The organism is Mucilaginibacter mallensis (assembly GCF_900105165.1).
Lineage (GTDB): Bacteria > Bacteroidota > Bacteroidia > Sphingobacteriales > Sphingobacteriaceae > Mucilaginibacter > Mucilaginibacter mallensis.
On record NZ_LT629740.1, the window covers coordinates 2,689,707 to 2,703,775 of the forward strand.

12 protein-coding genes are annotated in these 14,069 nt (G+C 38.1%); 1 reads left to right on the forward strand and 11 read right to left on the reverse strand.

Annotation, left to right across the window (positions count from 1 at the left end; translation table 11 throughout):
• Positions 1-5 precede the first annotated feature (5 nt).
• Positions 6-1,160, reverse strand: coding sequence for a DUF1972 domain-containing protein (locus BLU33_RS11145; protein WP_091372449.1), 1,155 nt, complete (start codon positions 1,158-1,160; stop codon positions 6-8).
• Between the two features lie 240 nt (positions 1,161-1,400).
• Between BLU33_RS11145 and BLU33_RS11150 the strand changes: the two genes are divergently transcribed.
• Positions 1,401-2,066: an acyltransferase gene (locus BLU33_RS11150; protein ID WP_091372451.1), complete on the forward strand. Its 666-nt coding sequence runs from the start codon at positions 1,401-1,403 to the stop codon at positions 2,064-2,066.
• Here the strand turns inward: BLU33_RS11150 and BLU33_RS11155 are convergent, their stop codons facing one another.
• From BLU33_RS11155 to BLU33_RS11200, 10 genes are all read right to left on the reverse strand, one after another.
• A complete protein-coding gene (locus BLU33_RS11155) occupies positions 2,067-2,609 on the reverse strand; it encodes an acyltransferase (RefSeq protein ID WP_232009434.1) in 543 nt (180 codons plus the stop codon).
• A complete protein-coding gene (locus BLU33_RS25375; RefSeq protein ID WP_091372454.1) occupies positions 2,602-3,354 on the reverse strand; it encodes an acyltransferase in 753 nt (250 codons plus the stop codon). The genes BLU33_RS11155 and BLU33_RS25375 overlap by 8 nt, the downstream gene beginning before the upstream one ends.
• Positions 3,323-4,483 carry a glycosyltransferase family 4 protein gene (locus BLU33_RS11165; protein WP_091372457.1) on the reverse strand — a complete coding sequence of 387 codons (1,161 nt, stop codon included), beginning with the start codon at positions 4,481-4,483 and terminating at the stop codon, positions 3,323-3,325. The genes BLU33_RS25375 and BLU33_RS11165 overlap by 32 nt, the downstream gene beginning before the upstream one ends.
• Complete coding sequence (locus BLU33_RS11170; RefSeq protein WP_091372460.1) at positions 4,476-5,783, reverse strand: glycosyltransferase family 4 protein; 1,308 nt, start codon at positions 5,781-5,783, stop codon at positions 4,476-4,478. The genes BLU33_RS11165 and BLU33_RS11170 overlap by 8 nt, the downstream gene beginning before the upstream one ends.
• A 7-nt stretch (positions 5,784-5,790) precedes the next feature.
• Entirely contained in the window at positions 5,791-6,552 is a 762-nt protein-coding gene (locus BLU33_RS11175) for a glycosyltransferase family 2 protein (RefSeq protein ID WP_091372462.1), read from the reverse strand.
• Positions 6,549-7,829 (reverse strand): hypothetical protein, encoded by a 1,281-nt coding sequence (locus BLU33_RS11180; protein WP_091372465.1) that lies wholly within the window; start codon positions 7,827-7,829, stop codon positions 6,549-6,551. The genes BLU33_RS11175 and BLU33_RS11180 overlap by 4 nt, the downstream gene beginning before the upstream one ends.
• A complete protein-coding gene (locus tag BLU33_RS11185) occupies positions 7,822-8,472 on the reverse strand; it encodes an acyltransferase (protein WP_197684597.1) in 651 nt (216 codons plus the stop codon). Before BLU33_RS11185 ends, BLU33_RS11180 begins: the two co-directional genes overlap by 8 nt.
• Positions 8,473-8,516: 44 nt before the next feature.
• Entirely contained in the window at positions 8,517-9,752 is a 1,236-nt protein-coding gene (locus BLU33_RS11190) for a lipopolysaccharide biosynthesis protein (RefSeq protein ID WP_232009435.1), read from the reverse strand.
• Between the two features lie 137 nt (positions 9,753-9,889).
• The gene (locus BLU33_RS11195; protein ID WP_091372472.1) at positions 9,890-12,292 is read right to left on the reverse strand and encodes a GumC family protein; all 2,403 of its coding nucleotides are present in this window, start codon (positions 12,290-12,292) and stop codon (positions 9,890-9,892) included.
• Between the two features lie 265 nt (positions 12,293-12,557).
• Complete coding sequence (locus BLU33_RS11200; protein WP_091372475.1) at positions 12,558-14,054, reverse strand: serine hydrolase; 1,497 nt, start codon at positions 14,052-14,054, stop codon at positions 12,558-12,560.
• Positions 14,055-14,069: the final 15 nt, after the last annotated feature.

Consider the following 14,069-nt stretch of genomic DNA (forward strand, 5'->3'; position numbering starts at 1 on the left):
ATTGTTTAATCTAACATAAGTGATACTGTTTCGCCTCTTAGCGGCATTGGGTTTACACTTTGTGGCCTTATAGCTATGGCTTCAAAATGGGTTGCATAAGCATTAACAATGCTTTCGCAATTATAAACCTGTTGTATCTTGTTCATGTTAGCTGCTAACATACCCTCAAATGCACCGGTACACTTCTTTACCATCTGTAAGTTAAAGGCTACATCTCGTGCCGATAAAAAATACAAGGCATCATCACCAACTATCGCCCGGTTAAACTGATTATCATTTGCACAAATGAGACTATTAGAAGCCATTGCTTCTAATAATGATGGGTTAGTACCACCTACTGTATGACCATGAAAATATAGATTAGAGTAATATCTAAGATTATTGAGGGTTTCCATATGGTAAATTCCACCACAAAACCTTATATTTTTATAGGCGCGGAATTTCTCCTGTAAATAATTACCAAATTTATTGTTAACGCAGCCCACCACCAGGAATGGCCTGTTGGTTTTTGCTATAACTACACCATCAAGTATAGCTTCTATGCTGTTCTCAGGTTCCATACGTGCAATAAGCATATCATAAGCATATGGCTCCAGGTGATATTCCCCAAGTATATCAGGAGCAGGTGTTTCAAATAGTTCGGCGCCGTAAGGAATGTATACAGGTTTTATACCGTATTTCTCGTCCAAATATTTTTGTATCCCGGCTGAGTCGGCAATTAAATGATCGCTATGTTTTACAGCAAGTTTTTCGGCAAACATTAAAAACTTCTGTACTTTTTTAGAATATTTGGTCCTCTTCCATTCCATACCATCCATATTAGTGGTAACAATGGTATTTCTTGGTAAAAGCCAACCCCATACCGAACTGCTTGTATAACCTAATTGCAGCACAATATCATATTTTCCTTTTTTTAAATCCCTTATGCAATTCAGGTCATAAAAAAACTGTCCTATTGTTCCTATTTTGTATTCTGGATCATAGCAATGGCGTATATTCACACCATTCCATTCCTTATCCTGGTATGGATGATTATGCGAATTATAAACTATAACCTCATATCCTTTTTTCACTAATCCGGCGGCCAGGTATTCGGCACATTGTTCAAAGCCTCCGTAACAATTAGGTATCCCTCTCGTGCCTATGATTGCTATTCGCATATTATATTATTTATTAAATGACAGGTTGGTTTATTGTATGCTTAAATTATATACAGCCCGTATGGCTATAAAATATTTAGCATGACTAATATTACGGATAATAGTGCTGAAATACAGCAAGATAAGATCATATGAACATATTGTATAGAGGAAAAATTATGAACAAAATGAACATCGGATGAATGTCGGATTCAATGAAAATTATGCTTATTATTAAAGTAAATACTAAACGAATTTCACATGAATAAAGCACTGAAATTGCTTGGTCGCATCAACCTAAAGACCATCTATTTCAATTTTAAATATTTCCCTTTCGGTATGGCTATCAGGTTGCCGGTACTCATTTCAAATAATGTTTTTTTACATAAAGTAAAGGGGCAAGTAATAATTAATGGCCCTATCAAAACGGGCCTTATTCAAATAGGCTATGGCAAAGTGGGGATAGCTGATTTTAAACGGTCGCGGGCCATTTGGGAGGTTGAGGGTGATGTAATATTTAATGGTAGAAGCTATATTATGCATGGCTGCAAAATTCATGTAATGAAAAATGCTCAGTTAATTATAGGCGACGGTTTTAATATGAGTGTGGAATGTGTTATTATCGCCCAAAAGAGAATTCGTATTGGCAAAGACAGTGGTATTTCATGGGAAAGCCTGGTTATGGATACTGATTTTCATCACATTTATGATGAAAACGGAATAGAATTTAATCATCCCAAAGAGATAATTATTGGCGATAATGTATGGGTAGCATGTAAATGCACCATTTTAAAGGGAGCTGTAATACCATCAGGCTGTGTAGTTGCCGCTAATTCAATGATCACTAAAACATTAATTGAAGAAAAATGCATTTATGGCGGTAACCCGCTGCGTGTGCTTAAAAGCGGTATTACCTGGAAATATTAGCTAAATTATCGGGATAACTCCATCTCCCAGATCATAAATTAATTCACGGTTACGTGTGGCAATTGGTTTTGCGGGCACACCCCCAACAACAGTAAAAGGTGCTACATCCCTGGTTACTACTGCACCCGCCGCTACCACAGCACCGCGGCCTATGGTAACCCCAGGTAAAATAACAGCCCTTGAACATAGCCATACATAATCTTCAATAATCACCTCCTTGCCTACGGTTTCAAAAACAGCGGAATTATAGTCGTGATGTGATGTCCATATCATTACCTCATTACTAAGGTTAACATTGTTGCCGATAGTTAAGCCCCTACGGGCATCCAGCAAAGCATTATGGCCTATTACGGAACTGTTGCCTATCTTCAGTTTCCATGGGCTCCTCACTTCAAATCCTCTATAAATACCTACTTTTTTACCAATTTTAGCTTTTAAAGCTCGTAATAAGGCTATCCGTATGGTATGAAAAGGCAATAAACCAATAGTTGCGCAAGCCATATAAATAAATGCTGTCTGTAGCTTGTTTATATTATTATCCATATTTTGTAACATCAGGCCTTGTTATACTTTTAATAATTACTTCTACCTCTCCCGGTTTTCTATTTTTCAATACCCGCCCGGGCACACCCGCTACAATTGAATTAGATGCAACCGACTTGGTTACCACACAACCTGCTGCTATTACAGATCCTTCGCCAATGGTTACGCCGGCAAGTATAGTAGCACCGGCGCCAATCCAGCAATTGTTTTCAATAACTACGCTGCTACGGGTTACTCCCTGGTCTTTAATATTCTTATCAGTATCTGAAAAATTATGATTTTCAGAAAATATTTTCACTCCCGGCCCAATAATTACGTCATCGCCTATTTCAATACCGCCCTGCCCTGCAAGGTAAGCACCTGCATTTATACCTGAATTGTTGCCAATAGTGATGCCCACGCCTTTATGAGCTATTACACCCGTACATATCATGGTGCAGTTGCGTGCCAGTGATACATTATCCTTAACAAATATCCCTTTACAGGATAAGGCATTAATATAAACATGGTCTTCCAATATGAGGTTCGCACCAGCAGTAAACAGGTAAGGATGCCTGATGATAACTCCTGTGCCAATAAATACCAATCCATTTGATGCTTTGAAAAATATTTTTTTCCAACTGCCACGCAATACCTGCTTAAACCTTACTGACGTAATTTCAACAAGATCCCTCAGATCATACTTACTCTCCCATTTATAATCAGGATTGCCCTTAAGCTTCCTTATAACTTTTTCTATCAACATATGCGTAGCTTATTAGGTCAAGTATTTCATTAGCTGATTGTTGCCACGAAAATTTTGCGGCATGCCGAATCCCGGCCATCATTTTTTCTTCATATAAGCAACTATCATTCAGTAGGGTATTTATTTTTTTCGCGATATCTGCAGGATCATCGGGATCAATATAGGTTGCGGCATCGCCGCAAATCTCAGGCACTGAGGTACGATTTGATACCACTACAGGCACTCCACATTGCATAGCCTCGAGCGGTGGCAGGCCAAAACCCTCAGCGTATGACGGGAAGCAAAATACGGTTGCAATGGCATAAATAAGGTGCAGATCATTTTCAGGCACATGCCCTGTAAATATAACCCTGTCAGCTAAGTGCCTGGTATGGATCAATTCTTCCAGATCAGTAGAATTGTGGCATTGTTCACCTGTAATAAGTAATTTCAGATCATTATCCTCTAATAGTGATAGGGCCCGGATAAGGTTATTTATATTTTTACGGCTGTTTACCCGCCCAACGTACAAAAGGTATTTTTCAGGTAGATCGTATTTGTTAATCACTTCCTGGATTCTGTCAGCCGGCTGATGGGTCAATGGTTTAAAACTTTTATGGATACCATGATAAACTACCGCTATATCATCAGCAGCGCCTACCTGGTTTTTAACCATTCTCTCTTTTTCTGTATTGGATATGGTGATGATACCGTTTGCCCTCCCCGCAAGATGTTTCATTTGCCTGAAATGCAATTTTTCAAGCCGGGAATAATACTGTGGATGATCCAGAAACAAAACATCATGTATATAAACTATCTTAAAGAGTTGCTGTGGCCATATACTGCTAAAGTTCTGAAACAGCATTATTTTTATGCCATATAACCGGGTCATCAGCGGAATCAACAACAGGTTGGACAGTATATTAGGCATCCAAAACAAGAAAATAAGCCTAACATCTGCGGGGAAATAGGCTTGTGCCTGTTGTTTATTTTTAGCATTTAATAATAAAAATATCTCAAAACGCCCGTTGTTATTGATGATCATTTCATCAACCAGGTTTTTTACAACCATATGCCCGCTGGGTGGCCCTTCAAAGAACCATTTGGCATCAATACCCAGCTTTACTTTATCTTCCCGGTTTTTATGCATTTTGTAATATGATTAAGGTTTCATTATTAGATAGTCTTGACTTACCATGCAGGGCAATGGCTTCATCGTAATAAGCATTCATCAACGTCAATCTTTTCTCCCAGTGATGCCTGGTGGCGCATGATATAGTACCCAGGGCCATGTCTGCTAAAATTTCAGGCCGTAGTAAAAAGTGATCTAAAACAGTTGCGATTTCTCCTGCCATTTGATCATGCGTTGCTACCATTATCTTTATGCCACAATTATTACACAGCACATCACCCATTCCGCAATGATTAAGCGTTAGTGTAGGAACCCCTAACCGTAAAGCTTCAAATATTACGGCCGGGTTGTCTTCGGCAATGCTGGTCATCATATGCAAATGGGCCGCGTTCATAATATTTATTGCCGCTGACCGGGATAGTTGACCATGCCATGTAATATTGGCCGACAGACCCAGCTCATCAGCTTTTTGTTTTAATTTACCAGTGAGCGGACCGCTGCCTAAGATATGCAAGTGCCAATTATTGTGTTTTATTAATGCCAGAGAATCAAGGCACAAACCAAGATTCTTCCTTTCAATATGGCTACCCGACCAAACCAGTTGTACACGCTGGTGAATGTGATCGAATTTTGTTTCATCTATCTCAATATCACCAACTATCGCTTGTTCAGGCAGCCAGTGGCTTTCCCGTCCGAACCTTTTCAATATGGTTTGCTGCCCGTCAATTGTAGCGGCAATTAATATATCGGCTCTTGAGAATGCTTCTGATATTCGTTGAGAGTAGTGCAGTTGAAAATGGTTAATTTGATGTTTAACCCAAAATTTAAACCTGGTTGGCAATGGCTTATCCTCTAATAAAAGACTATCGATCATTTTCATACCACCAATCGGCCCCCAAACCAATGGTTTATCCAGGTAACCAAGAAATCCCGGCTCTCTAAAGCCAATCGGCCCCAATTGATGAACCACATCAATATTAACAGTGGCTAAAACATTGTATGCTACTTTTAATGCCTCCTGTTGCCATAAGTAGTATGCTATATAAAAAAACCAGCCCAGTCCTATCTTATTTAACCTGTTAATGGCCATAGCTACCTTACCGGCTCTTACTTCAATAAATGTGACCGATGGCAATGGGTTTGTTTTTATAAATTCCCGTAAGGTTTGCGTATCACCCATATGATCGTCAGACATACCATAAAGCACCCATAATTCATGATGCTTAGCCAATTGGGTAACAGTATCCCAGGCGGCCCCATATTCCGATCCTTTTACAGGAGATATAGCATAAGCAGATATGAGTATCTTTTTTTTCATACAGTGATTATTTTAATTTCACATTAAAAGGATCCTTATAAAAAAAACGCCAGCGTAACCTATTCAGATAGTTAAAGGTGTAAGCCATAAAATAGGTAAATTGAGTTAAGTACCTTTTCATCACGGTAAGCTCTTCCTTATGCATTTTTGCAACATCGGTACTAACGCCGCCTGTACGCATGTATGCCATTAACTCATCTATATATTTAAATTTCAACCCCTTACATTTTATTCGCAAAAACATATCAAAGTCCATTGCTATCTTTAATGAAGTATCGTACAGGCCTATTTGCCTGTAAACCTCAGTTCTGATAAAACATGTTGGGTGCATAATGTACATGCCCAGGTTTAACCAGCTTACTTTACTTTTCTTTATCCGGCTGAAACCATTATTGCCCATTAACATAATGTTACCGCAGCATACCTGGTCATTGTCTGAAGTATTCTCAATCATCAGCTCAACGGCATTTAGAGCGTACCAGTCATCAGCATTTATCATACCTGTCCATTCGCCGGTAGCTAAGGCAATGCCTTTGTTAAACCCATCGGCAATGCCTTTGTCGGGTTCACTTATAATATGACTGATCTGGTTTTTATAATTATTGATGATCTGTAACGTGCCATCTGTTGAACCTCCATCAACAACTATATATTCTATGTTTTTATAGGTTTGATTGATAACGCTTAATATAGTATCCTCAATTGTTGCTGCTGCATTAAAAACAGTAGTAACAATTGACACCTTTGGCCATATATCTTTCTGTTTCATAAGCTATAACTTAAGTTATTTATATGGTCACTTTCAACAAGTTCAGCCTCTTCTCGTTCCTTTAACCGGGCTAACAACGAATAAAAATTCATATAACTGTAACCAAGGGTTATCATGATGATACTCATCTCTACATTAAAAAAAGAGGTTATGATGTAATTGGTGAGCATCAGGCTTAAAATGCAGCCAATAGTTAATGCAGCAAACAGGCGTATAATGGGTTTACCTTTTGCATCGGCATATTTTCTCCAGTTTACCGCTATCAAGCCAAAAAATATCACCAGATAAGTAAGGACGCCCGCTGCACCTGTTTTTATAAGAATATACAGCCAGCCATTATGTAGCACAGGTATGTAACGATAATCGGTGTCAACCCCCAGCCTCACAAAGGTTTTTAAGTCAACCAGCTTTCCTAATCCACCAAATATTATCCCTTTGGTACCGCTGTTCATATATTCATTAATAGCCATAAATGATTCATATCCTCTATAGCGGGTGTTAATGTCCTGTTCGGTATTGTAATTCCCTATACTGATCTCGCTAAATGAACTTAGTAACTTACCTAAAAAGGTGTCTGATGATTTTGCAGTGAAAATGCCGGAAGGTAACAATGTGAAAAATATTATCGATGTAACTACCAGAGGCGTTATCCAGCTCCATTTTATACGATTGGCAAACAGCAGAAACACGAAGCATATAAGAATAATAAAGTAGCTGCGCGAGGCAAACATGTAAATGCCAACCATATTTATTGCCAGGAAAATATTAAACCAAAAGGAGGTAAACAGTCTTATGTTAAACTTTTTAGTAAATAAGAGGCAAGCCAATGCGACGGCCGGGGCCGGTGTACCTAAAATACCCATAGCATAATGTGCGGAGTAAGGATTAGTTAATGCGCCAAACCCTGTATAAGCTATTGATATAACTGTTACGATTATGGAAGTTGCCGCACCCGCTAAAACAAGTATTTTTAGAAACTCTGCTATTTCAATTTGCCTGGCTAATAAAATCCCACACAATAAGAATATAATAGGAAAAGAGAAATAATAAAAATCCTTTAAAATGAGATAGGTATTATTTTCATAGCCGACTATTAATCCTAATATTGGTGGGATTAATAAAACAGTAAACAGCCTCACCATTTTTACAGATGCTGAATATTTGTAAAGCGATATAACAATAATTAAAAATACCAGTCCCAGCACTGCGGCTTGTAAATGAAAAAAAGAAACCACAACCATTATCAGCAATAAAAACTGGTATACCCTGCTATTCATTTACTACTTTTTTTAATTCGTTACTATAAGTATTTTTTACAAACCTGGCGGGATTTCCTGCCCAGATCTGTTCGGCAGGTATATCCTGAAACACTACTGATCCAGCTCCTACAATTGCATTTTCACCAATTGTTACCCCCTTTAAAATGGTGGTGTGCCCACCAATAAAAACACCATCATGAATTATTACGGGCCTGCGTTTTACACCTTCAATACTTTCGGGATATTGGTTCCTTACTTTTGCATCAAGTGAATGAAAATCGGTATCATAGATCACTGTATTGATGCCTATCTTAACATTATTACCTATGCTAATCTTACTGTGACAAATAATAGCAATGGAAGTAACACCAACATTATCACCAATAATTATTTCACCTCCTTTTGCTGCTACAAAATAGCACTGTTGCTGCCGCCCACCCATTGCGTGGTATTTACCACTATTAAACCTGAATTTTTTGCCTATGGTAAATGACGAATCGGGGCTAATATCCAGTATAGGTATACCATAGCTTATAAAATCATTATGGAATTTCACATCATTCAAATAAAATTTAAACCGTGTAATTACCCATGAATACATGCGTGCTGTTTCATAGTAAACGAAGCGTAATCCCCTATAAAATTTTCTTATTAGCTTCATTTTAATATAATTTATAGGTCAATGCTGTATTCATAATATTTATATCAGGCATTAAAAATTCCTGAAGCTGTTTTATTAATAATTTTATTGGTTTGGATGGAGAATACAATGCCCATCATAACAAGTAATATCACATTTGAAAATGTAACACCGGCAACCCCAATTCTTCTGCCTAAGAAAATCGACAGTGGAATATTAACTATAGATGAAAATATAACAAGGTAAAATTGCAGTTTAATTTTACCGGTACCGTTTAGCAATTGAACATGAGTAGCCTGCCATATAAGGCTGATCATGTAACAACACATGGCAACAGACAAGCTTAAAGGCACACTGATACTTTTACCAACCCAGGCAGTATACAACCACGGTGAAATAATAAGCAGTAAGATGCTCAATAAGCTTAAAGCGCCCCATAGCCTGTTTATTTTAGCAATAGCGTTCCGAATCCAGTCATAATCATCTTTAACATAAGCCTCGGTAAATGCACTCCAAAAGGGGGTTATTACCAGCATAAAAATCATTAGTATAACCGAGAAGAGCTTATATGCAACGTTGAATACGGTTACTTCCTTAGGGCCAAACAATTGAGTAATAACAATATTATCTGTTCCGTAAAGAACCAGCGCCCCTATTTGAATTATAAAAAACGATCCACCAACGGTTAACAGCTCTTTGGCATATTTGAAATTTATGGCTGCTATATTCGGGGCTATTAATTTATAGCTCCCATTAAACAGGATAATACTGCCTGCAATCATTACCAGCAGGGGTATGCCCGCCATAATTATAACCAGTTCAATTAAGGAACCTGGTTTATACCTGGTAGCAATTACAATAACAACCAGTGTTAATAGTTGCGCTATCATATTCATAAGCGCCGACTTAGCCGGGGCATGATTTGCGGATAACACAGTGTTGATTAGCTCAACTATAAACTGAAAACAAAAGAATGCGAAAATGATAAGCACCAATTGATTCAATTGCTCATAGACGCCAGCTTGCACGTTTAAAACCTTAGCCCAATTGATATAGGGATTAATTAAACAAAACACTATAAAAAGTAAAGTTGAAATAATTAACAATATGGCATAAGTAGAACTTACATAGCTTTTCGCCCTCGACATATCATTTAATGCGATAACTTCTGCAAGCTTATTTTTTAAACCATTGCCAAGGCCCATATCAAAGAGGGCGGCCCAGGTTATAATGGAGCTTAAAGTTAGCCATATACCGTATTGAGTTGGGTTTACGTAGTTAATGGTTAATGGTATTAGCATAAGTGAGATAATTACACTCCCACCCTTTATAAAAACAGACTTAATGATATTTTTTTTAGCGCGCAACGATCGTTCATGCCCCTGAGTTAAGAACCGGTGTATATTTGTTTGAATTGCCTGTAGCATACAAATGTTTATTAGCGGGTTACCGGTTTTAGTTTCCTTAACAGGGAGTTTAGCTTATTGCCATCATGTTGATCCACCATGGCATAACCATAACTACGTACACCGTGGCCATAACCTGTTATAGCATTGTTTTGTAATGGTATATCATTTACTACCAGATAAAGCTGTTTTACCTTTTTTGTCTTATACAGATCATTAACAATGCCGAGCTGTGATTTAAATGTGAAGTTTTGCCTTACTACATAGCAGGTTATATCGGCAAACTCTTCAATTAGCAAAGCATCTGAAACCAACCCCACAGGTGGAGTATCAATTATCACATAATCAAATTTTTGCTTTAACTCTCCTATCAATAATTTCAACTTCTCGTCCATTAATAATTCACCGGGATTTGGAGGGATTGGCCCGGATGCTATCATGTAAAAATTTTCATTAAATGCTGATGGCTGGATCAACCCTTCCATATTGCTTTTATCGCTGGATATCATATAGTTGGTAAAACCATATGAATTATCTATCCCGATGCTTTTTAACAAGCGTGGTTTTCGCAGGTCAAGTTCAAGCAAAACCACTTTTTTACCAGATAAGGCTATAGAGTTGGCCAGGTTAAGTGAGATAAATGACTTGCCTTCGCCGCTCATGCTGGAGGTAAACATGATCACATTTAACCGGCCTTTATCTGTTATATATTTTAAATTGGTACGTAAAGCCCTTATCTCTTCTGAGATAATAGATAATGGATCGCAATATACAAGGAGCTTTTTTCTACTGATGATACTCCGACTTATCTCGCCGAGAAGCGGTACATTGGTATGCCTTTCAATATCCGATTTGTTTTGTATGCGAATGTTGAGCATCTCCTTAATACTTAAACCGGCAACTGGTAAAAAAACTCCGGCAAACATCCCTATGATATATATAAGCGATTTTTTTGGCGCAAATGGACTATCATCACTTTCAGCATCATCCAATATTCTGCAACTTGATATGGTAGCCGTTTGTGAAATGGCGGTTTCTTCTCTTCTTTGCAACAGGAAGAGGTACAGGTCCTGCTTTAAGCTTTGTTGCCGGGTATAATCCAGATAAACCCTCTCTTTAGCTGGGGCATTGGCTATTTGATTATTAATGGTTGAATTTTGTGCCTTCAATTCTGCTTGCGAAGTCTGCAAGCTGTTCCGGTAATTCATCAGGCTATTTTTGAGCGCCTCACGGGCAACCTTAATCTGCCGGTCAAGGTCAGCAATCACCTGGCTGCCTTCAATAAAAGATGATTTGAGCTGCTCTCTTTTTAAAAGCATCTCATTGTATGCATTAATAGCAGTACCAAAAGCCACATCCTTGGTGATTAATGAACTGGGCACCAGTTGTGGCTTGTTGCTATCATTAATATATTGGTACAGGCTATTTACCACAGCCAACTGTACCTGGTTATCATTCAGTTTGCTTTGATATTGATCGGCTCCATCAACCAGGGCTTTTGATTGTGCATTTATATCTGATATCTTGTTATTTACCTTGTATTGTTCCAGATCCTTTTCCACATCATTTAACTGGGAACTAACCAGTATCAGGCGCTTGTCAATAAATTTCATGGTACTATCAGCCAAACGCACCTTATTGGCCAGGTTATTTTGCAGGTATATCTGCATCAGTTTTTGCAATATCACTTCGCCACGATCAGGGTCTTCGTAATTTAGTTGCAGATCAATAACAGTGGCTTGTTTGTCATCAATTGAGGCATTAAAATCGGCACTCAACTTTTTTTCAGCCTCTTTGAATGTGGTTACCACTAATCTGTAGGTGCCCTCAGCATTAAAATTCTTTGTTTTATTTAAAGTAAGATCATATTGGCCAAGGTCAACAGGTTTGCCGAATGATGATACCGCGTTAAACTCACTTTTCTTACCAATTATCTTAAAATGATTATTATCCAATATGCTCACTTCATAACTGCCGGCTTTAAGACTATCTTTTTTGTAATTAATACCAACTGAGAATGGAGCATCAGCATACATTTCCACTTTTCTGAAACCATTATTATCAAGAATATGGACGTTAAGATCGAGTGCGGTGATCACACTCTTTATCAGGCTGCGGGATTTTAATATTTCAACCTCATTATCGGCGTTACTTTTAATATCAAAAAGAGAACCTAAATCGGCGTTCACACCACTAGTCAATGATTTCTCGGGGCCCTCTTTATTGTCTTCCACAATAATTTTACTGCTTACTGCCCATTGATTGGGCAAATGCCGTATATACAGGAAAGCTGCCGCAACGCACAAAACAATACTTATAAGAAAAATATACCAGTAATTGAGACAAAGCGTTATAAAATTCCTTACCTCACTCAGGTTCTCTTCTTTTTTATAAGTAAAATCTAATTTGTCGGCTAAAATATCGCTGTTATTCATAAGGCTCACGGTAAATGATATTGAAAGTTAAGCTTATAATGGCTCAAATCCACGACCACTTACTACAATGAACAGGTTGAATAGCATATTGATAATGAATGAAATAAACAGGATTTCTTTCTGAGAACGCTTATTTCAAAGTAGGTAACACCCGTTCGACTTAGGGGTTGAAAATCAGTGAGTAATAGAAATATTTTACTCGATCCATCTCAAATCTATTGAATAAATAGTGATGAGGGGGACCGGGTAAAACGAGAGATTTTAGTTATTGCAATTCCAGTGCCAATATTTTTCTGCCGTCAGTACCGAGATATTGGTCAAGTAGTTTAGTGTAAACCTTATAGCCGTCATCAACGTTGGTGAAAATGATAAGCCCCTTTTTTGATTGCGGTAATATGAATACCTGTGTATGTACTCCTTGTTCAGATCCACCATGCCCTAAAGCATAGTGACCATTTCCAATATCATATACCTCCCAGCCCAGGCCCATGTATTTATCGCCTTTTGTGCGTACCTGGTGTGTGATCATTTGGTCATATATACTTTGAGTAAATAACTTTCCATTCATTACTGCAACTACAAATGCACCATAGTCGACTATAGTTGTGTGTACCATATCAGCGGCATTGGCTGTTGTGTTTTTAATTACCGGGTACATATTCCCATTAGGATCAAACCCATGAGCAAGCCTGTTGGTATCTATTTCATCGCTCCAAACATAATGGGTATCATGCATGCTCAATGGTTTAAAAATCAGAGAATCTGCCAATTTATCAAGCGTGGTATGAAACTTGTGCTCCAGCGCACGACGTAAATATTCAAAGCCTTCACCTGAGTACTGGTATTTCGTTCCCGGTTCAAATTCAAAATGAAGCTTTTTATCGGCATTCAGGTAGCGCCAGTTTGCAAAGCCCGACTGGTGACTAAGAATAATACGGGTAGTTAATTTTTTGTGCCTTGGGTCGTCCTTTACATCAGGGTCTATCCAGTAATGGTCAAGCGGTTCATCCAGGTCCCATTTGCCCATACTCACCAGTTTCAGCGTTAGCATACTGGTGATGGGCTTAGTTAATGACGCTATAGTGAAAATGGCATTATAAGGCGCAGGATCACCTTTTTTAAGCTCGCCATAAACCTTTACATCCTGTAATTTACCATTTTCAATTATGCCTATTCCTACGGCCGGAACATGGTTGACTGCCAGCCAGCTGTTTATCGCGGCATCATCATCAAACATTTGTGCTTCACCTATTCCGGGTAAAGGATCATCCTTATGATCATAGCTCAAAATCCTTTTCATTTGCCATTTGTCGCCATTTTTTACCCATAACGTAGTAAATTGGGCAATGCCTGATAGTCTTTCGGGTTTACCTTTATTTGTTTGATAAAAACGATGTAGGCCCATCTGTAATGCAGCATATAAAACCCCATTATTGTAAAGCGGATAAACCTTTAAACTACCTTCAACAAGTTCTCTTCTGGCCTTAAATGAACCAGAGCAAATGTTAGTTTTGATGCTGTTGATAAATCCCTCTTTTGTATGGATATAACCACCCTGATCGTGGTAAAACTCAAAATCGTCGCCAATAAGCTGTTCAAATTGACTAATGTCGCATTTATTGTAACCTACGCTAAAAACCAGGCTATCGGCTGTTTTCAGTGTTTTAAATAATCTTGAGGTATCACTTACCTGGGCATTTGCGTGTTTTACTGATAATACTGTGATAAGCAATAAAAGCAATATATGATATGATTTTTTCATGATTGTTGTTAATTT

Coding starts and splice junctions, on each gene's coding strand:
- BLU33_RS25375 (WP_091372454.1), bottom strand. CDS start 3,354: ATGTTGATAGAAAAAGTTATAAGGAAGCTTAAGGGCAATCCTGATTAT.
- BLU33_RS11185 (WP_197684597.1), bottom strand. CDS start 8,472: ATGAAGCTAATAAGAAAATTTTATAGGGGATTACGCTTCGTTTACTAT.
- BLU33_RS11155 (WP_232009434.1), bottom strand. CDS start 2,609: ATGGATAATAATATAAACAAGCTACAGACAGCATTTATTTATATGGCT.
- BLU33_RS11145 (WP_091372449.1), bottom strand. CDS start 1,160: ATGCGAATAGCAATCATAGGCACGAGAGGGATACCTAATTGTTACGGA.
- BLU33_RS11175 (WP_091372462.1), bottom strand. CDS start 6,552: ATGAAACAGAAAGATATATGGCCAAAGGTGTCAATTGTTACTACTGTT.
- BLU33_RS11165 (WP_091372457.1), bottom strand. CDS start 4,483: ATGCATAAAAACCGGGAAGATAAAGTAAAGCTGGGTATTGATGCCAAA.
- BLU33_RS11180 (WP_091372465.1), bottom strand. CDS start 7,829: ATGAATAGCAGGGTATACCAGTTTTTATTGCTGATAATGGTTGTGGTT.
- BLU33_RS11190 (WP_232009435.1), bottom strand. CDS start 9,752: ATGCTAATACCATTAACCATTAACTACGTAAACCCAACTCAATACGGT.
- BLU33_RS11150 (WP_091372451.1), top strand. CDS start 1,401: ATGAATAAAGCACTGAAATTGCTTGGTCGCATCAACCTAAAGACCATC.
- BLU33_RS11170 (WP_091372460.1), bottom strand. CDS start 5,783: ATGAAAAAAAAGATACTCATATCTGCTTATGCTATATCTCCTGTAAAA.
- BLU33_RS11195 (WP_091372472.1), bottom strand. CDS start 12,292: ATGAATAACAGCGATATTTTAGCCGACAAATTAGATTTTACTTATAAA.
- BLU33_RS11200 (WP_091372475.1), bottom strand. CDS start 14,054: ATGAAAAAATCATATCATATATTGCTTTTATTGCTTATCACAGTATTA.